This is a genomic window from Nonomuraea sp. NPDC050540 (assembly GCF_044457485.1).
GTDB lineage: Bacteria > Actinomycetota > Actinomycetes > Streptosporangiales > Streptosporangiaceae > Nonomuraea.
In genome coordinates this window covers 137063-160034 of record NZ_JBITHA010000016.1, presented here as the reverse complement: position 1 = coordinate 160034, position 22972 = coordinate 137063, and the positions used below count along the sequence as shown (strand labels likewise).

The 22972-nt window shown below is 70.3% G+C and carries 24 protein-coding genes; 9 read left to right on the top strand and 15 right to left on the bottom strand.

Annotation, left to right across the window (positions count from 1 at the left end):
• Positions 1 to 3: 3 nt before the first annotated feature.
• The 4 genes from purU to ACIBI5_RS40880 are packed head-to-tail and all read right to left on the bottom strand — an operon-like array spanning position 4 to position 5231.
• Complete coding sequence (purU, locus tag ACIBI5_RS40895) at positions 4 to 843, bottom strand: formyltetrahydrofolate deformylase (protein WP_397255092.1); 840 nt, start codon at positions 841 to 843, stop codon at positions 4 to 6.
• Positions 840 to 3206, bottom strand: coding sequence for an FAD-dependent oxidoreductase (locus ACIBI5_RS40890; RefSeq protein WP_397255090.1), 2367 nt, complete (start codon positions 3204 to 3206; stop codon positions 840 to 842). Before ACIBI5_RS40890 ends, purU begins: the two co-directional genes overlap by 4 nt.
• On the bottom strand, positions 3203 to 4126 hold the full coding sequence (locus tag ACIBI5_RS40885) for a LysR family transcriptional regulator (RefSeq protein WP_397255088.1): 924 nt from the start codon (positions 4124 to 4126) through the stop codon (positions 3203 to 3205). Before ACIBI5_RS40885 ends, ACIBI5_RS40890 begins: the two co-directional genes overlap by 4 nt.
• Positions 4127 to 4130: 4 nt before the next feature.
• On the bottom strand, positions 4131 to 5231 hold the full coding sequence (locus ACIBI5_RS40880) for a pyridoxal-phosphate-dependent aminotransferase family protein (RefSeq protein ID WP_397255084.1): 1101 nt from the start codon (positions 5229 to 5231) through the stop codon (positions 4131 to 4133).
• 917 nt (positions 5232 to 6148) lie between these two features.
• On the opposite strand from ACIBI5_RS40880, the gene ACIBI5_RS40875 reads away from it, so the two are divergent.
• Both ACIBI5_RS40875 and ACIBI5_RS40870 read left to right on the top strand, forming a co-directional pair.
• A complete protein-coding gene (locus ACIBI5_RS40875) occupies positions 6149 to 7093 on the top strand; it encodes an anion permease (RefSeq protein WP_397255082.1) in 945 nt (314 codons plus the stop codon).
• An 82-nt stretch (positions 7094 to 7175) separates the two neighbouring features.
• A complete protein-coding gene (locus tag ACIBI5_RS40870; protein WP_397255080.1) occupies positions 7176 to 7817 on the top strand; it encodes a DUF47 domain-containing protein in 642 nt (213 codons plus the stop codon).
• A gap of 8 nt (positions 7818 to 7825) precedes the next feature.
• Here ACIBI5_RS40870 and ACIBI5_RS40865 read toward each other — a convergent pair whose 3' ends face one another.
• Positions 7826 to 8710, bottom strand: a complete 885-nt coding sequence (locus tag ACIBI5_RS40865) for a TIGR03620 family F420-dependent LLM class oxidoreductase (RefSeq protein ID WP_397255078.1) — start codon at positions 8708 to 8710, stop codon at positions 7826 to 7828.
• A 109-nt stretch (positions 8711 to 8819) separates the two neighbouring features.
• Between ACIBI5_RS40865 and ACIBI5_RS40860 the strand changes: the two genes are divergently transcribed.
• On the top strand, positions 8820 to 9113 hold the full coding sequence (locus ACIBI5_RS40860; RefSeq protein ID WP_397255076.1) for an ArsR/SmtB family transcription factor: 294 nt from the start codon (positions 8820 to 8822) through the stop codon (positions 9111 to 9113).
• 403 nt (positions 9114 to 9516) lie between these two features.
• Here ACIBI5_RS40860 and ACIBI5_RS40855 read toward each other — a convergent pair whose 3' ends face one another.
• Entirely contained in the window at positions 9517 to 11079 is a 1563-nt protein-coding gene (locus tag ACIBI5_RS40855; RefSeq protein ID WP_397255074.1) for an alkaline phosphatase family protein, read from the bottom strand.
• 155 nt (positions 11080 to 11234) lie between these two features.
• Between ACIBI5_RS40855 and ACIBI5_RS40850 the strand changes: the two genes are divergently transcribed.
• A complete protein-coding gene (locus ACIBI5_RS40850; protein ID WP_397255072.1) occupies positions 11235 to 11669 on the top strand; it encodes an NUDIX domain-containing protein in 435 nt (144 codons plus the stop codon).
• On the opposite strand, the gene ACIBI5_RS40845 is transcribed toward ACIBI5_RS40850, so the two are convergent.
• Complete coding sequence (locus ACIBI5_RS40845; protein WP_397255070.1) at positions 11588 to 11932, bottom strand: hypothetical protein; 345 nt, start codon at positions 11930 to 11932, stop codon at positions 11588 to 11590. The two genes, ACIBI5_RS40850 and ACIBI5_RS40845, sit on opposite strands and share 82 nt — an antisense overlap.
• A gap of 139 nt (positions 11933 to 12071) precedes the next feature.
• Between ACIBI5_RS40845 and ACIBI5_RS40840 the strand changes: the two genes are divergently transcribed.
• The 3 genes from ACIBI5_RS40840 (at position 12072) to ACIBI5_RS40830 (ending at position 13942) form a co-directional block, all read left to right on the top strand.
• Positions 12072 to 12890, top strand: a complete 819-nt coding sequence (locus ACIBI5_RS40840) for a Scr1 family TA system antitoxin-like transcriptional regulator (protein WP_397255068.1) — start codon at positions 12072 to 12074, stop codon at positions 12888 to 12890.
• Positions 12887 to 13135: a DUF397 domain-containing protein gene (locus ACIBI5_RS40835; RefSeq protein ID WP_397255067.1), complete on the top strand. Its 249-nt coding sequence runs from the start codon at positions 12887 to 12889 to the stop codon at positions 13133 to 13135. Before ACIBI5_RS40840 ends, ACIBI5_RS40835 begins: the two co-directional genes overlap by 4 nt.
• Positions 13136 to 13210: 75 nt before the next feature.
• Positions 13211 to 13942 carry an MBL fold metallo-hydrolase gene (locus ACIBI5_RS40830; protein ID WP_397255065.1) on the top strand — a complete coding sequence of 244 codons (732 nt, stop codon included), beginning with the start codon at positions 13211 to 13213 and terminating at the stop codon, positions 13940 to 13942.
• Here ACIBI5_RS40830 and ACIBI5_RS40825 read toward each other — a convergent pair.
• A complete protein-coding gene (locus ACIBI5_RS40825) occupies positions 13939 to 14727 on the bottom strand; it encodes a hypothetical protein (RefSeq protein ID WP_397255063.1) in 789 nt (262 codons plus the stop codon). The genes ACIBI5_RS40830 and ACIBI5_RS40825 overlap by 4 nt on opposite strands.
• Before the next feature lie 5 nt (positions 14728 to 14732).
• Positions 14733 to 15341 carry a TetR/AcrR family transcriptional regulator gene (locus tag ACIBI5_RS40820; protein WP_397255061.1) on the bottom strand — a complete coding sequence of 203 codons (609 nt, stop codon included), beginning with the start codon at positions 15339 to 15341 and terminating at the stop codon, positions 14733 to 14735.
• Between the two features lie 89 nt (positions 15342 to 15430).
• Here ACIBI5_RS40820 and ACIBI5_RS40815 point away from each other — a divergent pair, with 89 nt between their 5' ends.
• Positions 15431 to 16351, top strand: coding sequence for a zinc-binding dehydrogenase (locus tag ACIBI5_RS40815; protein ID WP_397255059.1), 921 nt, complete (start codon positions 15431 to 15433; stop codon positions 16349 to 16351).
• Here ACIBI5_RS40815 and ACIBI5_RS40810 read toward each other — a convergent pair.
• Positions 16348 to 17493: a pyridoxal phosphate-dependent aminotransferase gene (locus ACIBI5_RS40810; RefSeq protein WP_397255057.1), complete on the bottom strand. Its 1146-nt coding sequence runs from the start codon at positions 17491 to 17493 to the stop codon at positions 16348 to 16350. The two genes, ACIBI5_RS40815 and ACIBI5_RS40810, sit on opposite strands and share 4 nt — an antisense overlap.
• A gap of 46 nt (positions 17494 to 17539) precedes the next feature.
• Between ACIBI5_RS40810 and ACIBI5_RS40805 the strand changes: the two genes are divergently transcribed.
• On the top strand, positions 17540 to 18040 hold the full coding sequence (locus ACIBI5_RS40805) for a GNAT family N-acetyltransferase (RefSeq protein WP_397255055.1): 501 nt from the start codon (positions 17540 to 17542) through the stop codon (positions 18038 to 18040).
• A gap of 6 nt (positions 18041 to 18046) precedes the next feature.
• On the opposite strand, the gene ACIBI5_RS40800 is transcribed toward ACIBI5_RS40805, so the two are convergent.
• The 5 genes from ACIBI5_RS40800 to ACIBI5_RS40780 form a co-directional block, all read right to left on the bottom strand.
• Positions 18047 to 18652 (bottom strand): hypothetical protein, encoded by a 606-nt coding sequence (locus tag ACIBI5_RS40800; protein WP_397255053.1) that lies wholly within the window; start codon positions 18650 to 18652, stop codon positions 18047 to 18049.
• Positions 18653 to 18776: 124 nt separating this feature from the next.
• Positions 18777 to 19595: a citrate/2-methylcitrate synthase gene (locus ACIBI5_RS40795; RefSeq protein ID WP_397255051.1), complete on the bottom strand. Its 819-nt coding sequence runs from the start codon at positions 19593 to 19595 to the stop codon at positions 18777 to 18779.
• Positions 19592 to 20383 (bottom strand): CoA-transferase subunit beta, encoded by a 792-nt coding sequence (locus ACIBI5_RS40790; protein ID WP_397255049.1) that lies wholly within the window; start codon positions 20381 to 20383, stop codon positions 19592 to 19594. The genes ACIBI5_RS40795 and ACIBI5_RS40790 overlap by 4 nt, the downstream gene beginning before the upstream one ends.
• Complete coding sequence (locus ACIBI5_RS40785; RefSeq protein WP_397255047.1) at positions 20380 to 21276, bottom strand: CoA transferase subunit A; 897 nt, start codon at positions 21274 to 21276, stop codon at positions 20380 to 20382. Before ACIBI5_RS40785 ends, ACIBI5_RS40790 begins: the two co-directional genes overlap by 4 nt.
• A complete protein-coding gene (locus tag ACIBI5_RS40780; RefSeq protein ID WP_397255045.1) occupies positions 21261 to 22691 on the bottom strand; it encodes an aldehyde dehydrogenase family protein in 1431 nt (476 codons plus the stop codon). The genes ACIBI5_RS40785 and ACIBI5_RS40780 overlap by 16 nt, the downstream gene beginning before the upstream one ends.
• Positions 22692 to 22972: the final 281 nt, after the last annotated feature.

The following is a 22972-nucleotide window of genomic DNA, read 5'->3' as shown; positions in this document are numbered from 1 at the left end:
TTCTCAGGGGAAGACGATGGTCTTGTGACCGTCGAGCAGCACACGCTGCTCGGTGTGCCACTTCACCGCCCTGGCCAGCGCCACGCACTCCACGTCCCGCCCGATCCGCACGAGATCCTGGGGCGTGTTGCCGTGGCTGACCCGTGCGACCTCCTGCTCGATGATGGGACCCTCGTCGAGGTCGGAGGTGACGTAGTGGGCGGTCGCGCCGATCAGCTTGACGCCGCGCGCGTGCGCCTGGTGGTACGGCTTGGCGCCCTTGAACGACGGCAGGAACGAGTGGTGGATGTTGATCGCCCGCCCGGCGAGCTTCTCGCACAGGTCCTCCGACAGGACCTGCATGTAGCGGGCCAGCACGACCAGTTCGGCCTGGTAGTGCTCGACCAGCGTGAGCACCTCGGCCTCCTGCCTTTGCTTGGTCTCGGGGGTGACCGGCAGGTGGTGGTAGTCGATGCCGTAGGACTGGGTGAGCGGGCGCAGGTCGGGGTGGTTGGAGGCGACGCCGACGATCTCGATGTCCAGGGCGCCGGAGCGCACCCGGTAGAGCAGGTCGTTCAGGCAGTGGTCGAACTTGCTGACCATGATGAGCACCCGCATCTTGCGCGCCACGTCGCGCAGCGTGAACTCCATGGCGAATTCGGGGGCCAGGGCGGCGAAGGCCGCCCTGAGCTCGTCCTCGGCCAGGGGCGCGGTGAACTGCACCCGCATGAAGAACCGCACGTCACCGAACTGCTGGCTCTCCTTGATGTTGCAGCCGTGCTCTGCCAGCAGACCCGATACCGCGGCGACGACGCCGGGCCGGTCGGGGCAGGACAGCGTCAGGACGAATTCGGATGTGCTCATGCCTTCACTCTCGAAGAGGTGGGATCGTAGGGCGCCTTACGGCTGATCTGGGCAGAGTACATCTCTCCGGCGACATCCACCTGAGCCTTCTCCATCGCGGCATCGCTCACGAAACCGAGCGCGACCGAGGTGCCGAGCGTCGGGCTGTAGGCGGCGGAGGTGACGTAGCCGACCGGCTCACCGTCGCGCAGCAGCGACTCGCCGCCCCACAGGTGGGCCTCGGGGTCGTCGAGCACGATGGAGACGACGTGACGGTCCGGGTCGTCCATGGCCCGGTCCGCGCCTCGGTAGCCGCCGGTCTTCTTGCAGGTGAAGCGGAGTCCGGCCGCTGCGGGCGTGACCTCGGGGCCGAGCTCGCGGCCCCACGCGCGGTAGCCCTTCTCGATGCGCATGGCCTCGATGGCGTAGTAGCCGGCCTGGGTGAGGCCGGTCGCGAGCAGGGTCTCGTAGACGGTGACGGCGAACTCGGACGGGACGTACAGTTCCCAGCCCAGCTCGCCCACGTAGGTCATCCGGGTGGCGCGCACGGTGGCGTAGCCGAGGTCGACGAGCCGCGAGGAGCCGACGGCGAATGCCGAAAAATCCGCCTTCGACACGCTTTGCAGGATTTCTCGTGATTTAGGGCCCATGACGCTGAAGACGGCGTATGTACCGGTGACGTCCACCAGGACGGCGCGGTGCTCGCCGAGGCCCTTGGAGATGACGTCGAAGTCGCGCGTGCTCTGCGCGGAACCCGTCACGATCAGGTACTCGTCGTGCGCCACCCGCGTCACCGTCAGGTCCGACTCGTAGCCGCCCCGGTCGTTGAGCAGGCCCGTGTAGACGACCCGGCCCACCTCGACGTCCACGTCGGCCGTGCACAGCCACTGCAGCGCCGCCGCCGCGTCCCGGCCCTTCAGCGTGAACTTGCCGAACGACGTCTGGTCGAACAGCGCCGCCTGCGTCCTGCACGCGTTGATCTCCGCGTTCACCCGCGGCTGCCACTCGGGCCTGTCGAAGGTGTACGGCGTTGCCGTACCGAAGTAGTTGACCCGCTCCCAGCCCATCTTCGAGCCGAAACACGCGCCCGCGGCGGCGAGCAGGTGGTGCACCGGCGAGCGGCGCAGCGGCCTGGCCGTCTCCAGCTCCTTGTTCGGCCAGGACATGGCGTAGTGCAGGCCGAGCGTCTCGGTGACACGGTCCCGCAGCCAGGTGTCGTTGTCCGCCCAGCGGGCGAAACGGCGCAGGTCTGCGGGCCACAGGTCGCTGGTCGGCGCGCCGTTCACGATCCACTCGGCCAGCGCCCGGCCCGCGCCGCCCGCCGAGGCGATGCCCGCGGAGTTGAAACCGGCGCCGACGAAGAAGCCGCGCACCTCGGGCGCCTCGCCGAGCAGGAACATGTTGTCCGGCGTGAACGACTCCGGGCCGTTGTAGAACATGCGCACGCCGGTCGTCTCCAGGGCGGGGACGCGGTGGATCGCGTTCTCCATGATGATCGAGAACTGGTCCCAGTCCTCCTCCAGAAGCTGGAACTCGAACGGATAGGGGATGCCGTCCATGCCCCACGGCTTCGCGTCCGGCTCGAACCCGCCCACGACCAGGCCGCCGACCTCCTCCTTGAAGTAGGCATAGCCATCCGGGTCGCGCAGGACGGGCAGATCCGGACGGACGCCCTCGATCTGCTCCGTGACCACGTAGAAGTGCTCGGCGGAGTGCAGCGGCACCGTCACCCCGGCCATGCGCCCGATCTCCTTGGCCCACTGGCCGGCGCAGTTGACGACGTAACCGGCCTCGATCTCGCCCTCGGACGTGCTCACCGACCTCACCACGCCGTCTTTGACGGTGACGCCGGTGACGCGGACGCGCTCGATCACCTGCACGCCGCGCCGCTGGGCGCCGCGGGCCAGCGCCTGGGTGAGGTCGGAGGGGTTGGCCTTGCCGTCGCCCGGCAGCCAGACGCCGCCCACGACGTCGTCCACCCGCATAACCGGCCACAACTCCTGAGCCTGGGCCGCGGTGATGACCTCTGCGCTCACGCCGTGGTTGCGGGCCTGGGCGGCGGTGCGCCTGAGCTGCGTCATACGTTCGCGGGTACGGGCGACGCTCACACTGCCGCACTGCTTCCAGCCGGTGCCGAAGCCGGTCTCCGCCTCAAGCCTCGCGTACAGGTCGGTGCTGTACCGGATCAGCCTCGTCATGCTCTCGGTGCCGCGCAGCTGGCCCACGAGCCCGGCCGCGTGCCAGGTGGTGCCGCAGGACAGTTGCCCCTGCTCCAGCACCACGACGTCGGTCCAGCCGAGCTCGGCCAGGTGGTAGGCCACGCTGGCGCCGACGATGCCGCCACCGATGATCACAACCTGCGCGCGGGAGGGCAGCGCCTTCAAGAAATGCTCCTCAACCTGTTGATCCCCGGCCAGCTGCGCACGTTCCGCAGCATGGCGATGAAGGCCTGCTCGGCCGGGCCGAGCAGGCGGTCGCGGCGGTGGGCCAGGACGATCGGGCGCGGCTTCGGCACCGGCGAGACCACCACCGCCGCCAGCCGCCCGTCGGCGAGCTCCTGCTCCACGCAGTGCTCCGACAGCAGCGAGACGCCCAGCCCTGCCGCGACGGCCTGCTTGATCGTCTCCGGGCCCCATATCTCGGTACGGCCGGCCGCCTCCAGACCCCACGTCTCCAGCGCCTCTTCCTGGAGTTCCCTCGTGGACGAGCCCGGCTCGCGGATCAGGAACAGCTCGCCGGCCAGCTCGTGCGGCTCCGCCGTACCCGTGGAGGAGAGTTCGTGGCCCGGCTGCGTGATGAGGACGAGGCGATCCTCCAGGATCGGCTCACTGACCAGCTGCGCGGCGCTCGGCTCGCCCGCCAGCACCGCGACGCCGATCTCACCGTCGACCAGCCCGCGCTCGACCTGCTGCGCGTTGCCGACCTGGATGCCGATCTCGATGCCGGGATGCCGGTCGCGGAAGGCGGCCAGGAGCGGAGGCAGCAGGTACGTGCCGACCGTGGTGGTGCCGCCCGCGACCAGCGTGCCGGTCTGCAGGCCCGACACCTGGCGGATCGCCGCCACGGCCTCGTCGGCCAGGAGGAAGACGCGCTTGGCGTACTCCAGCATGACCTCGCCCTCGGGCGTCAGCCTGATGCGCGCGCCGCTGCGGTCGATCAGGGTGGTGCGAAGCGACTGCTCAAGCTGCCTGACCTGGTGCGACACCGATGGCTGGCTCAGGTAGAGCTTCTGCGCGGCCGCCGAGAAGCCGCCGCATTCGACCACGGTCATGAAGATCCAGAGCCGGTGCAGGTTGAGCTGCATCGCGTTATCCCCTAGCTGCCTCGATGGACTCCCGGAGCGCGTCCTCCAGCTGCTCCAGCCGGTGCCAGGGGATCTCCCCCATGGTGCAGATCCGGAAGAAATCTCGCGAAAGCTGCCCTTGACCAGCGTAGATAACGTATCCACGCTTTTTGAGCTCGTCGTGAAGGGATGCGTACGTCACGCTTTCCGGCAGGTGAAGCATCGTCACCGTGTTGGACCGGAACCGTTCATCAACCAGAATCCGCAGCCCGAGCCGCTCGAACTGCCCCCGCACCAGCGCCGCCCGCTCCCGATACAGCTTCGTCCTGGCCGCGAACCCGCCCGCCTCCTCGTACTCCTTGATCGCCTCGTCCAGCGCGTAGCAGACCTGGACCGCCGGGGTGAACGGCACGTCGCCCTTGCGCTGGCCCTTCAGGTAGCTGGCCGCGTTCAGGTAAAGGCTGCGCTCGGGCACTTCCTGGACGCGTTCGATCGACCGCTCGCCGCACAGGATGAACGACATGCCCGGCTGCCCATGGAGCCCCTTGTTGGCGGTGCCGCAGACGACATCCACCTTGACCTCGGACAGGTCCTGATCCTCGATCGCCGTGCCGGAGATGGCGTCGATCACGAACAACGCCCCGTGAGCAGCCACGACCTCGCCGATCTCCTTGATCGGGTTGATCAGGCCGGTGGTGGTCTCGTGGTGCACGCAGACGACGGCATCGACGTCCGCGTGCTCCGCGAGCGCCGCCTCGACCGCCCGTGGATCGGCCGGGACCGTCCACTCGCTCCTGACCTCGTGGAACGGGATGCCGTGCGCCTTGGCGATCCTGATCATCCGGTCACCGTAGACGCCGTTGTTCACGATGATCACGCCGCGGCCCGGACGGACGGAGCTGATGACCGCCATCTCCATGGCCGCCGTCCCGGAGCCGGTGACCAGGAGCGCCTCGTGGGTGTCGCCGAGGTTCAGGGAACGGGGCAGCGCCTCCCGGATCCTGAACAGCAGCTCGGTGAACTCCGGCTCGCGATGGCACAGGTCGCCGCGGAGCAGGGCGTCTTTGACCCGCTTCGAGGTACAGGCCGGACCGGGATTCAACAGAATGAGCTCTTCGTCCATCATCCACTCGATCTTGGGAAGGTATCGGGCATTACGGACGCTACTTGGCCAGGTCACCGTAGTGACAGCCGCCTTTCCCTATACCCCCCATAACCGTTTCCCCCTTGCCCACCCACCCCCACCCCCCTCCTCCGCCACCCATTCCCTCGCCCCCTTCCCCGCCCAGCCCGTTCCCCCGCCCCACACCCTCGCCCCCTTCCTCGCCCAGCCCGTTCCCCCGCACCGCGCCCACCCCATCCCCGCCCCGTTTCCCCGCCCCTCCTCCCCCAACCCGTTCCGTCCCCCACCGCTTGCCCACGCCATCTCCCCGCGCTCTTGCCCACCCCTCCTCCCCCAACCCGTTCCGTCCCCCACCGCTTGCCCACGCCATCTCCCCGCGTTCTTGCCCACCCACTGCGCCCGCTCCCGTGACCCCGCCCACCCGACCCCCGCCCACCGCCCACCGCGCGACCTCACCACGCACCACCGCCTCCACACCCGATCCCGCCAGGCCCACACCCGACCCCCGCCACGCACCGCCGGCCCCGCACCCGACCCGGCCGGACGACATAGCCCGCCCCCGACCCCGCAGCACGACGTGGCCCGCCCCCGCGCTCCACCCGCATCGGCCGTTCGGCCCGCATCCACGTGAGCCGGGGCACACGGCCTCGCCACACCGCCCAACGCAACCGGAACCTGCCGCGACCCAGCAAGCGGCTCGAAGCAGGGCAAACGCGATCACCCGCCGAAGAGCAGCAGTTCCGGGGCGGAGTCCCACATACCGGTTGCCCACGGGAGCAGAGGCGCGCGCCGTGAGCCCGAGGGGGCGTGCGTGACAGGCGCGAGGCGGCGGCAAGGGAGGCAGAGGGCGGAGGGGGCTATGGGCGCCATAGCCGAATGCCTCTTGCCTGGGCGTGGCCGGGCGGAATGGGATGGAGCGCATGCCGTTGGACGTCATCGTGCTGGTCGTGGTCGCGGGCTTGTTCGCGATCGTTTCCGGCATGAACGACGGCGGCGCGATCCTGGCCACGGGCCTCAAACTCCCGACGGTACGGCCCGCCACCGGAATCCTCACCCTCGTCGCGATGGTGGCACTGATCCCCCTGGCAACGCATCAGGTGGCGTTGACGTTCGTCAATCGTCTGGCCACGTTCCACGATCCGGGCGGCAGATATGCGATGACAATCGCCGTCATCTGTTCGCTGACAGTCGTGCTGGTGTTGAGTGCGAAGGGCCGTCCCACCAGCCTCACCTTGGCCATCGTCGGCGGACTGACCGGCGCCGGGCTCGGCTGGGGATTACCGGTGTCCGCAGGTTCGGTGGCGCTGGTGCTGGGGTTCGGGATGGCGGCCCCGGTGGTCGGCGCACTGGTGGCGTGGGCGGTGACGCTCCTGCTGCTCCGCCTGGCCAACGCTCACAGCCTGCCCAGTCGGCATCGGGTGGCGTTCATCGTGCAATGCGTGGCCTATGCCGCCAACGACGGCCAGAAGATGCTGGCGGTGTTCATCATCGCCGGCGGCACCCCAGACCTCGACCTGGGCACGACCGCCCTGACCGCCGCCCTCTTCGGGCTGGGCGCCCTGTACGGCCTCCCGAAGGCGGGCCGCCTCCTGTCCCGCGAGATCATCGTCTCGCGGCCCCTACACGGGGTGGCCGCCGAACTCGCCGCGGGCGGCACGGTCATCGCCAGCGCCGCCGCCGGCATGCCGGTCAGCATGACCCAAGTGGTGGCCGGCGCCCTCATCGGCGCCGGCATGACCGGGGGCGGCGGCCGAGTCCGCTGGTACGCCGCCGTCAAGATCGCCACCGCCTGGCTTCTGACCCTCCCCGCCAGCGCCCTCCTGGCCGGAATGGCCGCCTGGACAGCCAAGGCCGCCCTCCCATGAACCACACCCACCCGATGACCTCACATACCCGAACCCGCCCACATCGCAAGAGCTTTAGGTGAGTGGGTGGGTGGAGCGGAGGGTGGGTGTGGTGGGGCGGTTGCGGCGGGTTCGGGATCTTGTTGCGGGGCGGATGGATCGGGCGCTGACCGGGGCGTTGCTGGGGCAGCTTGAGGCGACCAAGGACGGGGCTTGGCTGGCCATGGCGATGATCGGTGGGGAGGTGGGGCGGACCGGGGCGCATGAGCAGATGCGGGCCATTGAGCATCTGGGGGATGAGGAGCGGCGCAGGCTTGTGGATGAGTTGAAGAGCGCGCTGGTCACGCCTATTGATCGGGAGGATTTGTTTCGGCTGTCGCGGTCCATTGATGATGTGCTGGATTCTTTGCGGGACTTCGTGCGGGAGTCGCATCTTTATCGGGTGCCTGATCAGATTCGGTTTTCGCCGATGCTTGATCAGGTGATCGTGGGGATTGATGCGCTTGAGGATGCGGTGCGGAATCTCGCGGCTCGGCCTTCTGCCGTTGCGCATGACGCGCTGGAGGCGAAGAAGGCTGGTGGGGCTGTCCGGCGGATGTACCAGTACGAGATTTCGCGGATCTTCTCTGGGGAGGTCACTTCCCTGGCGCTCAAGGAGCGGGAGCTCGTACGGCGGCTGGAGATTGTCGGGATGGCGATCGGGGACGCTGCCGACGCCATCGCCGACGGGGCCATGAAGCGGTGAACCCACGGCTACAGGGACAGAGCCGGGGCCAGGTGTTCCAGCTGGGTGAGGGCGTGGTCCAGGTTGGGGCGTTCTGGGGACAGGGGCTGGAGGGCCACGTGGTCGGCGCCCGCGTCCCAGTGGGCCTGGATGCGCTTCACCACCGACTCTTCGGCGCCCCAGGCGACGATGGCGTCCACCAGGCGGTTGCTGCCGCCGTCTGCCAGGTCGGCCTCGGTGAAGCCGAGGTCTTTCAGGTTGTTGGTGTAGTTGGGGAGCTGTAGGTAGGGGTGCATGTGGGCGCGGGCGATCTGGCGGGCCTTTGACGGGTCGGGCTCCAGGAGTACGGCCTGCTCCGGCACCAGCAGGCGGTCCTTACCCAGGAGGGCGCGGGCCTTCGCGGTGTGCTCCGGGGGGACGAAGTAGGGGTGGGCGCCGGAGGCCCGGTCGCGGGACAACTCCAGCATCTTCGGACGCAGCGCCGCCAGCAGGCGTGGGGCCGGGTGCACCGGGGTGGGGACGTCGGTGGCCGTCTGGTCCATGGCGTCCAGATAGGAACGCATGGCGCTGATCGGCTTGGCGTACGTGTGACCCCTGCCCTCCACCAAGACGCCGTGGCTCACGCCGATGCCCAGGATGAACCTGCCTTCGAAGGCCTCGCCCAGCGTGGCGGCACCGGCGGCCATGGCCGTGGCGTCCCTGGCCCAGATGTTGGCGATGCCGGTGCCCACCGCCACCCGCTGCGTGGCGGCCAGCAGGATGGCGGCGGCCGCGAACGGCTCCCGGCTGCCTGGGCCCTCGTTGACCCACAGCGTGCCGTAGCCCAGGGATTCCAGCTTGGCGGCGGCCTGCCGTGACGCTTGTGCGGGGCCGCGGCCCAGGAGCGGGTGCCAGACGCCGATGCGACCGTCCATGGTCGGGGCCTCCTTGAGGGTAGAGTGTTCGACTGAGATGGAACAGTACACGAGTGTTCGACCGCAGTCGAACAGAACACGGTCGCTCAGCCACACCTCTCCGGTCGAGGTGAGCCTGCAGGCTGCCCTGGATGCCCTGGCCGATCCCATGCGGCGGCGGATCGTACGCGAGCTCGCGTCGGTGCCCGACTGGACGCGGCCCTGCGGCACGTTCCACGACCTGCCGATCGCCAAGTCCACGCTCAGCCACCACTTCTCGGTGCTGCGCGGCGTCGGGCTGCTCGAACAACGCGACGAAGGCGCCCGTCGCCTCAACCGGCTACGCAGGCCTGAGTTCGACGCCAGGTTCCCCGGGTTGCTGACGCTCGTCCTGGGCGAGGACGAGGACGCACCGGAGCCTTAGGGCGCGGCCATCCCAACGGCGCGGATCTCCTCCGGCACTTGCGCGAAACGACCGCGTGGCAGTCCCAGGGGTGAGCGCGCGCGGGGCCGGTGCCGCCGGGCGTGCGAAAGCGGGCGCGGGTCAGTGCGTGCAATAGCGGCGTGGGTCAGCGCGGCATCGACGCAGGTCAGGCGCGAGTGCAGGGTGGTCAAGTGCGGGCGCCGGTCGAGTGCGGGCGGGGGCCGCGTGCGGGTCAGGTGCGGGTGCGGGTGCGGGTGCGGGTCAGGTGCGGGGCGGGGCTGGGGCGGGTGTGGAGAGGCTGGGCGGGTGAGGGGTTTGGGTGGTGTGACCCCCCAGCATGTACGGCGGAGCCCGCCCACCAGGCGGCCCCCGCCGTACCAGAAAGCCGGACCAGAACAGGTGGTCAGGAGACGGTGACCTGGTCGATTGCCCAGTACCAGTTGTTGGAGGCGTCGAAGTACCGGAACTTCACCCTCATGGTCGAAGCCCCGGCCGGCACACCCACCACAAGGCTCTCCACCTGGGAAACAGTCTCGGCGGTGTAGTTCTTGACGAGCACGTCGCCCCCGCCGTCAAAGGACACCAGTACCTGCGCCTTCTGTGCCCCTTCCGGCCGGTAGTGCGTGGTGTATCCCACCCGTACGGACGCCTTCCCGGCCACGGAATAGCCGCCGGTCACCAGGGTGGAGTCGAACGGCCCGGAACCGTGCGACTTGTCGTCCCACTCGTCGGAGTCGGCAACGGCGAACGTCCCTCGGCCGCGGACGTTGAGCTCCCGCCACTGGTCCCGCTGTGCCCGCGACCAGAACTCGTCGGTGGTCAGCGACCATCCGCGCCACTCCTGCACGCCTCCGCCGGGCATCCGCGAGGTGTCCAGGGTCCAGGAGGCGGGCACGTTGTGGCTGAAGCCCAGCACCCCGGCCGGGATGCCGGTCTCGTCGACCCGTCCCGACAGCGGCACGTTCTCGAACGGGTCGCCGGTCCGCTGGTCGATCCGCCTGCCGTCGATTCCGGCGGGCGCCGCGAGGCCGAGGGCGTTGAAGACGGTGGCGGTCACGTCCACGAGCCTGGTGTCGAGCGGCCGGGCGCCGGCGGCGATGCCCGGTCCCGCGGCGAGGACGAAGGTGCGCCGCTCCTCCATGGACGAGCCGCCGTGACCGCCGCCGTCGGTGTGGCCGTGGTCGGTGGTGAGGACGATGGTCCAGCGTTCGCCCGGGTAGCTGGGCCGGGCCTTGATGGCGGTCAGGAGGCGGCCGACGTAGGCGTCCTGGGTGGCGATGGCGCGCAGGTAGGCCTGGCTGGCGGCGCCGCTGTTGTGGGCGACGATGTCGGTGTTGCCGAAGTAGACGAACGCGGCGTCGGGGTTCTGCTGGCGCAGGACCGTCTCGGCGGCGGTGGCGATGCGGGCGTCCTCGGCGGGGTAGCCGTTGGCGTCGCCGTCCAGGATCACTCTGGAGTCGATCTTCGTGCCGAAGGTGCCCTGGTCGCCGAGGGGTTTCCAGTCGAGAGCGGCGAACGTGGAGTAGGCGGGGCTGAGGTTCTCCAGCCGGGTCAGGAAGTCGGGGTAGAGGTCGTAGCGCTTGCCGCTGAAGGAGTTGTCCTTGACGCCGTGCCTGTCGGGCCAGACGCCGGTGGCGATCGTGGACCAGCCGGGGCCGCTGGAGGTGGCGGCCATGGGGTTGGTGTACAGGAGGCTGGCGCCGAAGGTGCCGGTGGCGATGAGGTTGTCGAGGTTGGGGGCGTCGGCGGCGGCTATGCGGTCGTGGCGCAGGCCGTCCATGCCGATGACCAGTACTTTGTCGGAGCTGATGCCGTCGGCCACGGCCGGTACGGCGACCGCGCCGAGAGGGGCGTCGCTGGAGTTGAGTACTTTGTTCTCCGGGGTTCCGGGATCGGCTGAAGCGGCGGGTGCCGGGACGACCACGGCGGCCAGGACCAATAAGGCGGCTGACGCGATTCTGCGCACGGGCGTTTCTCTCCTCGCTCGCGGTTCCGGTCGAGTCGCTCGGGGCTCCGAGTCGAGGGCTCCGAGCTTGGGGCTCCGATTGAGGATCTCCGGCGGCGGGAGAGACGTGAAGACCATCTTTCCGATGTTCTCCATCAAGGATTCAGGGGGCCCAATTGAGCACCAGCGACCGTCCTGCCGCGCGCGTCGTCTGCCTGGACAGCGAGGGCTCGGTGCTGCTCATGCACTGGCGCGACCATGTCAGCGGCCTGGATCTCTGGGAGCCGCCGGGTGGCGGACTCCACCCGGGTGACGAGCCGATCGACGCGGCCCGGAGGGAGCTGTCCGAGGAGACCGGACTGCCGGGGGACGTCGTGACCGACCGTTATGTCGATGTGGCCCGCGACTTCACCTGGCTGGGGATCCGGTATGTGAAGACGGAACCGTTCTTCCTGGCGCGATTGAGGTCGGTGTCGCCTGTATGCACCGACCAATCGCTGACTCTCGAGGAGCGTCAGACCTACCTGGGTTACGGGTGGTTCGCCGTGGACGCGCTACCCGATTCGGTCGAGCCGCCGGAGCTCGCCGAGGTGATCAGGGAACTGATGTAGGCGACGGTCTCGCCGACCTCGCCGAGGACGGCGACCGTGTCGCCGCGGCGTACGACGTATCCGCCGTCGACGCTGATGGTGACGGGCCCGGCGACGAGCACGGGCCCGTCGGATTCGGGCGGGTGGTAGCGGTTCTGCGCGAGGGTGAGCCGCAGCCGGCGTACGAGCAGGGCCCGCACGCCCAGAGCCGCCAGGCCCTCCTGGACCCAGCCGAGCAGCTCCAGCTGCTCATCCTCCGACCGTTCTGTGTGGACAGCAGACATTGGTACCTCATGTCCTTGTCGTTGGCGCATTCTTGATACCAGAGTGCACTCGGATGACTACCCTAGGTACAAGGAAGAACAAGACTGTATGGCTCGATGCTTCGTTTGTAGAACCGTGTAGAACCCCCTGGAGCACCCGATGCCCTCCGCTCGCGAACTCGATCCTGGTTCGAGCCCGCTTGCCTTTTTTGGCGCGGAGCTCCGCGAACATCGCGTTCGCGTGGGTTTGTCGCAGGAGCAGCTCGCCGAGCGGCTCAACTACTCGCTGTCGCTGGTGTGCGCGGTCGAACTCGCCAAGCGCACGCCCTCGCGTGACTTCGCCGAGCGGGCCGACGAGGTCCTCGACACCCGCGGCGAGCTGATCCGGCTGTGGCCGCTGGTACGCCAGGCGGCCTACCCGGCCTGGTTCCGCCCATGGCTGGAGATCGAGGAGTCGGCCAGCACCCTGCAGACGTGGCAGCCCCTGCTGGTCCCCGGCCTGCTGCAGACCGAGGACTACGCCCGCGAGGTGCTGATGCGTGAACCCGCGGCCACCGCCGAGCGGGCCGAGGAGGCCGCGGCGGCGCGCATGACCAGGAAGGCGATCCTGCACCGGCCGGACCCGCCCATGTACTGGGCGGTGCTCGACGAGTGGGTGCTCCACCGGCAGGTGGGCTCGGCGGCCACCATGCGCGGGCAGGTGCGCGCGTTGCTGGAGACCGCCGACCTGCCCAATGTCAGCGTCCAGGTGGTCCCCAAGGAGTCCCCGGCGCTGGCCGGGCTCACCGGCGCGTTCGTCATCGCGAAAGTCCCGGGAGAACCCGATCTCGTCTACGTGGAATCGGCCAGGGAGGGGTACGTATCCGATCGTCCCCCGGATGTCGAGTCGATCGTACGGAGGTATGACGTCATCCGGTCACTCGCCTTACCCGTTCACCCAAGCCTAGATTTGCTGTCGAAGGTAGAGGAGGAGATATGAGCGCTCTCCATTGGCGTAAGTCCCGCCGAAGCGGTAGCAACGGCGGAGACTGCGTTGAAGTGGCCGTCCTCGCCGCAACCGGGGACACCGCCACGCACAAGTCCGACCAGGACCGGCTCTTCGTCCTGCGCGATTCCAAGGACCCCGACGGACCGCGGCTGTACTTCACCGAAGCCGAGTGGGAGGCTTTCCGCCTCGGCATGAAGGACGGCGAATTCGACGATCTGATCCGGCCGATTCCGTAGTCAGGCCCAGCCCCCGCCAGACATGTCCCTCCCATGTGTGGGTACGCGTGTGCCCGCACATGGGAGCATGATCTGATGCGACTGACCGTTCTGGGCGGATGTGGGGCCTGGCCCGCCGCGGGCGAGGCGTGCAGCGGCTACCTCGTCGAGCACGAGGGTTTCCGGGTGCTGGTCGATCCCGGGTACGCCACGCTGCCGAGGCTCCTGGAGATCGTTCCCGCCGAGCAGATCGACGCCGTGCTGGTCAGCCATGGCCATCCCGACCACTGCGCCGACCTCAATCCCCTGCTGCGCGCCCGCGCCCTGGGCGACCGGCCGCCCGCCGCGCTGCCCGTGTACGCGCCACCGGGCGCGCTCGACGCGGTCCTGGCGCTGGACAAGGCGAGGATGCTGGCGGGCAGCTTCCGCCTGAACGAGGTGGCCGACGGCGAGGTGGGCCCCTTCCGGCTGCGGGTCTTCGACCTGCCGCACCACGTGCCCAACGCCGGCCTGCGCCTGAGCGCCGGTGGCGCCACGCTCGCCTACACCGGTGACACCGGGCCGAGCCCGGCACTGGCCGAGCTGGCCGGGCAGGCCGACGTCTACCTGGCCGAGGCCACCTATCCGGAGACGGTTCCCGAGGAGGACGCGCCCTACCTGTCCAGCGCGCGGCAGGCCGGGACGGTCGCCGCCACGGCCGGAGTGGCCCATCTCGTGCTGACCCATCTGTGGCCGGGCCACACCGACCGGCCCGCGCTGGAGGCCGCCGGAGCGGAGTTCGCCGGGAAGGTCTCCGTCGCCCGCGCCGGGCTCGTGCTGGACCTCTAGGCGGAGCGATCGCCCAGCTCGGACAGGGTGGTGGCCATCAGGCCGCGCAGCAGCTCGCCGCCGACCTTCTCATGCTCGGCCTCGACCGCGAGGCCCTCGGCGACCCTGGCCTGGTAGATCTCCCGTTCCATCTCGTCGGTGTACGGCTGCGCCGTCAGCGCCACCACCACCGCGACCCGCGTGCCGGGGCCGGGCAGGACGCCGACGGCATGCGTGCGCAGGCAGGTCTCGTCGGCCGCGCCGTACCAGCCGCATTTGACGGCGGCGCCGGAATCGCCCAGCGCCTCGCGCGCGCCGTATGTCTGCCCGGTCCCGACCGCGCGCATCCAGCCCAGGATCGCGGCGGCGACGGGCTCACCGGCGAGGGCGGCCTGGGCGAGTACGGCGTAGGCGGTGGCCACCTCGTCGGCGGCGATCTCGACCGAGCCGAAGCGCGACGGGTCGGAGTTGGGCGGCGACCAGGAGACCCCGGTACGGCGGGCGATCGTGTCGAGGATGACCCGGGGCCCGACCGACAGCCAGAGGTTGAGCGTGTCGGCGTTGGAGGAGACGACGACGGCGGGCTCGGCGTGGCGGCGCCAGCGCTCGGTGTCGCCGATGTGCCCGGCGGCGGCCCATGCGTAGAGCGGTTTGAGCAGGGAGGCGCAGCGCAGCCGGTCGAGCCCGGCCCTGGCGGCGATGGATCTGGCCGGCGGACCGGCGTAGCCGCGCGCGATGCCGGCGGCCTGGGCGCTGGCGCCCGGCGCGAGGTCGCGGAAGAGGTCGTCGAAACTGGTAACCGCCACGTGTCTTACGGTAGCCGTTCACCCCATCGGGATTCATACCAATGACGATCTGGAGCGGGGCCGGGCAGCGGCGTCGGCTCCGGGGCGCGCAGCCCGTCGAGGGCGAGGGTGAGCAGCCGGTCCCTGAGGTGCGGCACCCCGGCGACGGGCCGGTTGAACTGCTCGATAAGCAGCGCGATGTCCAGGTCGGTGACGTCGGGCCGCAGCGCGCCGGAGGTGCGGGCACGGCCGATGAGCTCGCCGATGGCGGCGCCGGCCCGCTCGCTGACCTGCCACATCTCCTCGGTGACCGCGATCGTCCCGGCCACCGGCGCCAGGCTGCCCGAGCCGAAGTCCACGCAGGCCCGGATGTATCCGGCCAGACCCAGCCAGGGGTCCTCCTCCCGCAGCCCGTCCTCGGCCGCGCCCGCCGCGCGCTCCATGGAGATGACGGCGAGCCGCTGCAGGAGCTCCTCCTTGGTGCGGTAGCGCCGGTAGAGGCTGCCCATGCCGACGCCGGCCCGCTTGGCGATGGCCGAGACGGGCGCGTCGAAGCCCTGGGTCGTGAAGACCTCCAGGGCGGCTTCGAGCAGCTTGAGGTCGTTACGCCGGGCTTCGGCCTGCCTGCCTCTCATGCGGTCAGGATAGCGGTTTGCGGAGCGTTCCGCTCCGTTATAGATTTCTTTCCGGAGCGTTGCGCTCCGTTATTGAGGTGAGGTGTGCGATGAAGGCGATCGTCCTGCGGGAGTACGGCGGGCCGGACCGGCTGACCGAGGAGGAGGTCCCCGATCCGGTGCCGGGACCCGGCGAGGTGCTGGTCGAAGTGGCGGCGGCCGGGGTGACGTTCGTGGAGACGCAGGTGCGCGCGGGCCGGGGCCCGCGCCGGGTCGAGCTGCCCGCGGTGCTGGGCAACGGCGTGGCCGGCCGCGCGCTGACCGGAGAGCCGGCCGGGCGCCGCGTGGTGACGACGCTGGGCGGCACCGGGGGCTACGCAGAACTGGCCGTCGCGCAGGCCGGGCAGTTGATCCCGGTGCCGGACGGGCTGTCGGCCGAGGAGGCGGTGGCGCTGCTGGCCGACGGCAGGACGGCCATGGGGTTGTTCACCGCCGCCGCGCCCCGGCCGGGTGAGTGGGTGCTGGTCGAGGCGGCCGGCGGCGGGGTGGGCAGTCTGCTGGTGCAGCTGGCCGCGGCGGCGGGTGCCCGGGTGATCGGCGCGGCGAGCAGCGCGGGCAAGCGGGCCCTGGCGGAGGAACTCGGCGCCGAGCTGACCGTCGACTACACCGATCCGGGCTGGACGGGGCGGGTGCGCGCGGCCGTACCGGATGGGCTGGACGTCGTCTTCGACGGCGTCGGCGGCGAGATCGGCGCGGCGGCGCAGGCGCTGCTGCGCGACGGCGGCCGGATCAGCGCCTACGGGATGGCGGGCGGTCCCATGACCGTGCCAGAGGCGCGCCTCACCGCCGTCACGTTTCCCTCGACGGACCCGCGCGAACTGGCCCGGCTGGCGATGGCGGAGGCCGCGGCGGGACGGCTGCGGCCGGTCATCGGCCGGCGGCTGCCGCTGGCGCGCGCGGCCGACGCGCACGCCGCCATGGAGGCCAGGACGGTCACCGGCAAGACCCTGCTGCTCCCCCGGACGGGTTAGGCGAGGGCGGCGGCGAACCGGTCGCGCAGTTCGTTGAGCCGCTTGACCGGCTCGTTGCTGTACACCAGCCGGACGTAGCGGCGGGCGACCTCCTCGCCCCAGGCGGTCATCGGGGTGGCGGCGATCCTGCCGCGCGCCAGCAGGCGGTCGGACAGCTCCCTGGCGCCGATGCCGAGTTCCTCGGCGTCCACCAGGCACGACCAGCCGCCCGCCGCCCGGACCAGCGGGAGGCCGGCGAGCTGGCCGACCACGGCCTCGTGCCGGGCCTGGTACTCCGCGACCGCCTCGGCCACCCCGCTGGGCTCGCTGATCGCGACGGCCGCGCCGATCTGGGCGAAGCCGCTGGCCACCGTGGTGTTGTAGGTGACCGCGGTCAGCACGCGGGACAGGATGTCGGCGGGTCCCGCCACCCAGCCGATCCGCCAGCCGATCATCCGGTACTCCTTCGACATGGAGCCGATGACGATCGTCCGCGCGGCCAGGCCGTCCACCCGGCACGGGTTGATCCTCGGGTGGCCGTCGAAGACGATGCGCTCCATGGCCGCGTCGTAGATCAGGTAGGCGTCCAGGCGTTCGCACGCCTCGGCCACGGCACTCCAGTCCTCGTGGGTGAGGACGACGCCGGCGGGCATCGACGGGCTCATCATGATGATCGCCGCCGCCTCGGTGACCTGGGCGAGCGCGTCGCGGTCGAGGCGCCACATGCCGCCGTCGACACGCAGCGGCACCAGGTGGGGCTGGGCGGCGGCCAGCCGTACGCGCTGCAGGAGGCCGGCGTAGGTCGGGTCGGTGAGCACCACGCGCTGGCCCGGCTCGGTGGTGGCGAGCAGGACGGGCATGACCGCGGCGGTGCCGCTGGAGGTCACGACGATCTGGCGGGCGGGGTCGTAGTCGTGGCCGGTACGCTCGCGCAGGTCGGCGGCGAGCGCCTCACGCAGCACGGGCAGGCCGTTGAAGGGCAGCCAGCTGTTGCCCTGGCCGGTGGCCAGCGCCTGCGCGGTCGCGGTGACGGCGTTCGGCGGCGGTGGCACGTCGGTGTCGAGGTTCTCCATGCGCAGCACGTCGGGGTCGGCTCCGGCGGCCGCGGCCACCCGGTCGATGTCGAAGGTCTGGACATGGGCAAAGCGGGCGTTGTTCCGCATATGGAACACGGTCTCTCCGCGCGGCCCTGCTGTCAATACTGGGATCATGGAAACTGAACGGCTGATTCTGCGTCCGCTGACCGGGTCCGACTTCGACGCCTACGCCGCCATGCTCGCCGACCCCGACGTGGCCGGCGGGCTCGCCGAGACCGTGGGCACCACGCCGGCCGACGCCTGGCGCAGCCTGGCCACGTTCATCGGCCATCGCGAGATCCTCGGCTACTCCCATTGGGCGCTGGTGGAGAAGGCGAGCGGCCGCTTCGTCGGCCGGGCGGGACCCTGGCAGCCGCACGGCTTCCCCGGCCTGGGCGTCGGATGGTGCCTGGCCCGCGAGCACTGGGGCAAGGGCTATGCCACCGAGGCGGCCAGGGCCGCCCTGGCCTTCTGCTTCACCGAACTCGGCGCCGAACAGGTGATCTCGCTGATCCTGCCGGGAAACACCCGCTCGATCTCGGTCGCCGAGCGCATCGGCCACCGCCACCTGCGCGACCTCGACTACCGCGGCCGGCGGGTGCACCTCTACGGCAGTGATCACCGGCCCGGGTGACCGGCGTCAGCACCACCAGCGCACGCCGCACGGCCGGCCGGCCCGGCTCTCACCCACGACGAACTTGACCGGCTGGCCGAACACCAGCGGAGTGCCCGGCTGCGGCGACTGGAGCAGCACCCGGTCGGTGCCGCGCGGAAGGCCGCGCTCGGGCTGGGTCGCCACGTCCACCAGGCCCATGACCGGCTGGAACACGATCGCCGCCCAGGCGCCGCTCCTGCCCACGACGCGCGGCATGCGGGGGTGCTCGCGGTAGAAGCGGGACTCGGCGGCGGTCAGGAACGAGACCTCCACCTTGGCGCCCCAGGCGAGTTTGGTGCCGGGGGCGGGCCGTACCGCGAAGATGCGGCAGACCTCGTCCGGGCGGCAGACCGACAGCGGCGAGATGCCCTTCGGCGTGAGGACCAGACCGAGGCCCTGCACCTCACGCTGGACCACCGCCAGCTGGCGCCCCACGAGGTCGGGCACCGCGACCTGCGGCAGGAAGGACAGGGCGGCGGTCTCGGGGACGCGGGCTCCCGGCCGGTCGGCGTGGCCGCACCCGCCCGCCGTCCCGAGTCCGAACGCCATCACCATCGAGATCACCGCGGACACGGGAGACCTCACCGCCATGCGTGCCTCCAGGCCTGAGCGCGAAGCCCCCCGACCCCGAAGCGATCACGTTATCGCCTACCCGGAGGACCAGAATGCCCTTTGTCCGCTAATGGACATCACTGGTCCCAGGCGTCACCGCTGGTTAGCCGAGCGTGCGGTCGGCCGGACCGTCGTAGTTGTCCGGACCCTGCATCGACAGGTCCAGCGGCTGGACCATGTGCGAGTTCGACGAGGCGCGCCAGCCCTTCTCCCTGGTCATCTCCTCGATCGAGTGCGCGCACAGCGACAGCGACCTGCACACGATGAACAACGCCTTGAGCTGCGGCGGCTCGTAGCCCATGTCGAGGCCGATGCAGCCCATGGCGCCGGGGCCGTTGATCCAGATCCGGCGGCCGAAGACGGCCTCGGTGGCGTCCTCCATCGCGCGGGCGATCGTGACGTACCGGCCGGTGACGCCGAGTTTGTCCGACAGCTCCATCAGGCGGACCGTGCGCGGGTCGCGGATGTGCTGGGCGTGGTGGAAGCCGGGCATGCGCTCCTTGATCGCGCGCATCTCGGCGACGACCTTCGCGGCGGCCTCGGTGTCGGCGATGCCCTCCGCCTCGGCCCGCGCGGCGACCTTCAGGAACAGCTCGGCCGGGCGGTCGGCGGTACCGTGCAGGCGGCCGATGCCGGCGACGCCGGCGGCCACGGCGGAGTTGAGCTCGGCGCCGCCGCTGGTGGCGAAGCGGACCGTGGCCGAAGAGGGGGACATGGCGTGCTCGGCCATGTTCACCATGATCGCGTCGGTCATCCTGCCGACCTCGGGCGTGGGCAGCTCGCCCTTCAGCACCAGGTGGAAGTGCTCGGCGAAGGAGATGTTGCCGGTCAGCTCGTTGACGTCGTAGCCGCGTACGACGATGCGGTCCTTGTTCTTCCACGCGATCGCCGTTTCCCAGGCGAAAGGCTTCTTGTCGGTCAACGGGGTTTCCTCTCTGGGAAGTACACACATGCCGGGTCGATCTCCTCGCGCAGGAGGCGGATCTCCTCGGGGTCCGGCGGGACCACAAGGTCCAGCGACTCACGAAATTTCGGGACAAACCCGGTGTGCTCGCGTACGGCGTCCGCCGTCGCGCCCGGCATCAGCGCCGTGACGGTGAGGGCCGAGTCCTCGGCCTCCATCACGCACAGATCGGTGACGACCTTGACGCGCAGGGGGCCGAGTCCGGCTTTGGCGCGTTCCCCCGGCCCGCCCAGGAACCCCGGGCTGGTGATGTAGTCACACCGAGCCGGGAACCGCCGCCTTTCATGATTTGTCAGGATGACGACCTGCGAGCAATGGCTGGCGATGTCGTTCGCCCCACCGCTGCCCGGCAGCCGCACCTGCGAGCCGTCCGGCCTGGGGACCCAGGTGGAGTTGATGTTCGCGTACTCGTCCACCTGCGCGCCGCCCAGGAACCCGGTCCTGACCAGCCCCCGCTGGACGAGCCCGCCGAGGGCCTCGAACAGCGAGCCGTGCCGGGCGGCGCCGCGCATCAGCCTCGGGTCCACGACCGAGACCGGGGTGGGCACCACCTTGGGAAACACCACCCCCGACTCGATGACCAGCTTGGCCTCGGGGGCGTGCGTCTTCTGCGCCAGGGTGGCGGCCAGCAGCGGCAGCCCGGTGCCCACGATGACCAGGTCGCCGTCGCGGATCTGCCGGGCGCCCTCGACCACGAGCAGTTCGCGCGGCAGCGCCTCGCCGCCTCCCCTGGTCACGTCGCTCACACCAGTCTCCGCATCTGCTCCACGAGGCCGTCGCGCAGGGCGCCGGACGCGTCGCGGGTCTTGAGGTAGTCGTCGAAACCGCCGCCGAGGTTGGCCGCGATCCAGGCGCGCAACTCCCCGTCCCCGGTACGGCCCAGCGCCTGGTACTCCTTGATCTCCGCCTCGGCGAAGTCGTAGGCCCGGTACACGGAGGTCGGGAAGGCGCCGAAGGGCTGCTCGACGACGGCGGTGACGTACGCCTCGGGGATGGTCACCTGCTCGGGCCGGTCGGCGAAGGCGCCGGCGGGCAGCACCTGCTCGGCCGAGACGATGGTGACGCGCGCCGCCCGGACCATGTCCACTTCATGCGACGTAACCCCCTCGATCACGATATTTCCGGAAGTGTCGGCGCGATTCGCGTGAATCACCGCCACGTCCGGTGTCAACGCCTTCAGCAGCACCACGGGCTTGTTCGTCCACGGATCCACCGACTCGACGGCCACCCCGGAGGTCACCAGGTCCTCCAGCAGATCCGTCCCGAGCAGGCTGCGCGTCGGCAGGAACGGCAGCCCGAGCGCCCCCGCCGCGAACCGCGTGGCCATGGCCAGGTGGGAGTGGTCGCCCACCGACACCTCGCCCCGCTCCACCGCCCGCCGCCAGGCGAACAGCGTGCCGTACCGCTCAAGGTTGCCCGTGCCCTGCTCGGTACGGGCGACCAGCCCGGACGCGACCAGCATGTCCAGCGGCAGCGACAGGTTGCAGCCCACCACGGTGAGCCCGCCGATCCCCTGCCTGATCACCTCGTGGACCAGCGCCATCGGGCAACGGTTGATGTTCTGCCCACCCATCCCGACGACCGCGCCGGGTTCGACGAACCGGGACACGGCCTCGGTGGCGGTCAGTAACTTACGCACGCCGACCGCCACTCGGTGTAGAAGTCCCAGACCTGCGGCGAACACTCGGGCGGGCCGAACTGCGACAACTTGGCGCCCATGTGCGGCAGGTGCGCGTACGCGCCCACACCTGGCCGGTTGACGTGCAGCATCCCGGCCTCGAAGCGTTCCAGCGCCTCGAAGATGAGGGCCGGGTCCTGGGTGAAGATGGTGCCGCTCATGCCGTACTTGACGGAGTTGGAGATGCGCATGGCGTCGTCGAACCCGTCGCAGTCGACCACGGAGAGCACCGGCCCGAAGATCTCCTCCTGGGCGATCTCGCTGTCCCACGGCACGTCGCGCAGCACGGTCGGCTCGACGTAGAAGCCGTCGCCGGGAGCGCGGCCGCCGCCCGCCACGACCTTCGCGCCGGTCTCCTGGGCCGTTCTGATCGCGTCCAGGCAGGCCTGCATGCGCGCCTCGTTGATCACCGGGCCGATGTCGGCGCCGACCTTGATCTGGGCGACCTCGGCGACCAGCCTGTCCAGGAACCGCTCCTTGACGGCCTTGTCCACGATGACCCGTGAGGTGGCGCTGCACCGCTGCCCGGACTGGCCGAAGGCGCCGAACGCCGTGGCCTTCACCGCCTTGTCGAGGTCCGCGTCGGCCAGCACCAGCACGGCGTTCTTGCCCCCGAGTTCCAGTTGCGTGCGCAGCAGGCGGGGCGCGCCGGCGGTGTGGATGGCCAGGCCCACCGGCAGCGATCCGGTGAAGCTGATGCCGGCCACCCTCGGGTGGGAGACCAGCGCCTCGCCCGCGGCGATGTCGCCCTGCACGAGGTTGAGCACCCCGGCGGGCACGCCCGCGTCCACGAACGCCTCGACCAGCAGCGCCGCGGTCAGCGGCGTGAACGGCGACGGCTTGAGCACCGCCCCGCACCCGGCCAGCAGCGCGGGCGCGACCTTCCACATCGGGATGGCCAGCGGGAAGTTCCACGGCGTGACCAGCCCGACGACGCCGATGGGCGTGCGGAAGGTGTAGGCGAACGTCCGCGGCTCCTCCGCCGGCAGCGTCTCGCCCTTGAGCCGCCGCCCCTCCCCCGCGGTGAAGTCGAGGATGGCGAGGGCCCGCTTCACCTCGCCGCGGGCCTCCTTGAGCAGCTTGCCCTGCTCACGGGTGATCGCCTGGGCGAAGTCCTCGGCCCGTTCCTCGATGAGGCGCTCGGCTGCCCGCAGGTACTCGGCCCGCTTGATCGGCCCGAGCGCCTTCCACGCCGGCATGGCCGCGGCGGCCGCCTCGACGGCCAGTTCGACGTCGGCGCCGCCGGACTCGGCGAAGTCCCCGATGTGGTCGGAGACGTCGCCCGGGTTGATGTTCGGCCGGGTCTGCCCGCTCTCGGGGGCACGCCATTCGCCTCCGATGTGGTTGAGCAGGTAGCGACTCGGGATCGTCGCCATCGAGTTCCTTTCCTCTCATGGTCTAGTACGGCAAAGCCTCATTGCCAGGGATGTTCCGGACAAGGGGGATAAGCCTGATGCCCCCGATAGACAGCGGCTATACGCCTCTGCCTATGGCCGCCATAGGCAATTCACACATTGGCCGGGCCGTACACCTGGACTAGACATGCCGAAAGCCACCCCTCTCGATGGCAAGGCGCGAGTTCACCCCGAATTCACCTCCTTGAAGCCCGAGGGATATCCGACATAAGCCAGCATTCGGTGCGAAATCCCTCAGAAGG

Bases quoted from the DNA above. Each gene is read 5' to 3' on its own strand.
- purU (WP_397255092.1), bottom strand. From the start codon at position 843: ATGAGCACATCCGAATTCGTCCTGACGCTGTCCTGCCCCGACCGGCCC.
- ACIBI5_RS40885 (WP_397255088.1), bottom strand. From the start codon at position 4,126: ATGCAGCTCAACCTGCACCGGCTCTGGATCTTCATGACCGTGGTCGAA.
- ACIBI5_RS40880 (WP_397255084.1), bottom strand. From the start codon at position 5,231: ATGATGGACGAAGAGCTCATTCTGTTGAATCCCGGTCCGGCCTGTACC.
- ACIBI5_RS40875 (WP_397255082.1), top strand. From the start codon at position 6,149: ATGCCGTTGGACGTCATCGTGCTGGTCGTGGTCGCGGGCTTGTTCGCG.
- ACIBI5_RS40865 (WP_397255078.1), bottom strand. From the start codon at position 8,710: ATGGACGGTCGCATCGGCGTCTGGCACCCGCTCCTGGGCCGCGGCCCC.
- ACIBI5_RS40845 (WP_397255070.1), bottom strand. From the start codon at position 11,932: ATGTCTGCTGTCCACACAGAACGGTCGGAGGATGAGCAGCTGGAGCTG.
- ACIBI5_RS40840 (WP_397255068.1), top strand. From the start codon at position 12,072: ATGCCCTCCGCTCGCGAACTCGATCCTGGTTCGAGCCCGCTTGCCTTT.
- ACIBI5_RS40835 (WP_397255067.1), top strand. From the start codon at position 12,887: ATGAGCGCTCTCCATTGGCGTAAGTCCCGCCGAAGCGGTAGCAACGGC.
- ACIBI5_RS40830 (WP_397255065.1), top strand. From the start codon at position 13,211: ATGCGACTGACCGTTCTGGGCGGATGTGGGGCCTGGCCCGCCGCGGGC.
- ACIBI5_RS40820 (WP_397255061.1), bottom strand. From the start codon at position 15,341: ATGAGAGGCAGGCAGGCCGAAGCCCGGCGTAACGACCTCAAGCTGCTC.
- ACIBI5_RS40815 (WP_397255059.1), top strand. From the start codon at position 15,431: ATGAAGGCGATCGTCCTGCGGGAGTACGGCGGGCCGGACCGGCTGACC.
- ACIBI5_RS40810 (WP_397255057.1), bottom strand. From the start codon at position 17,493: ATGCGGAACAACGCCCGCTTTGCCCATGTCCAGACCTTCGACATCGAC.
- ACIBI5_RS40805 (WP_397255055.1), top strand. From the start codon at position 17,540: ATGGAAACTGAACGGCTGATTCTGCGTCCGCTGACCGGGTCCGACTTC.
- ACIBI5_RS40800 (WP_397255053.1), bottom strand. From the start codon at position 18,652: ATGGCGGTGAGGTCTCCCGTGTCCGCGGTGATCTCGATGGTGATGGCG.
- ACIBI5_RS40780 (WP_397255045.1), bottom strand. From the start codon at position 22,691: ATGGCGACGATCCCGAGTCGCTACCTGCTCAACCACATCGGAGGCGAA.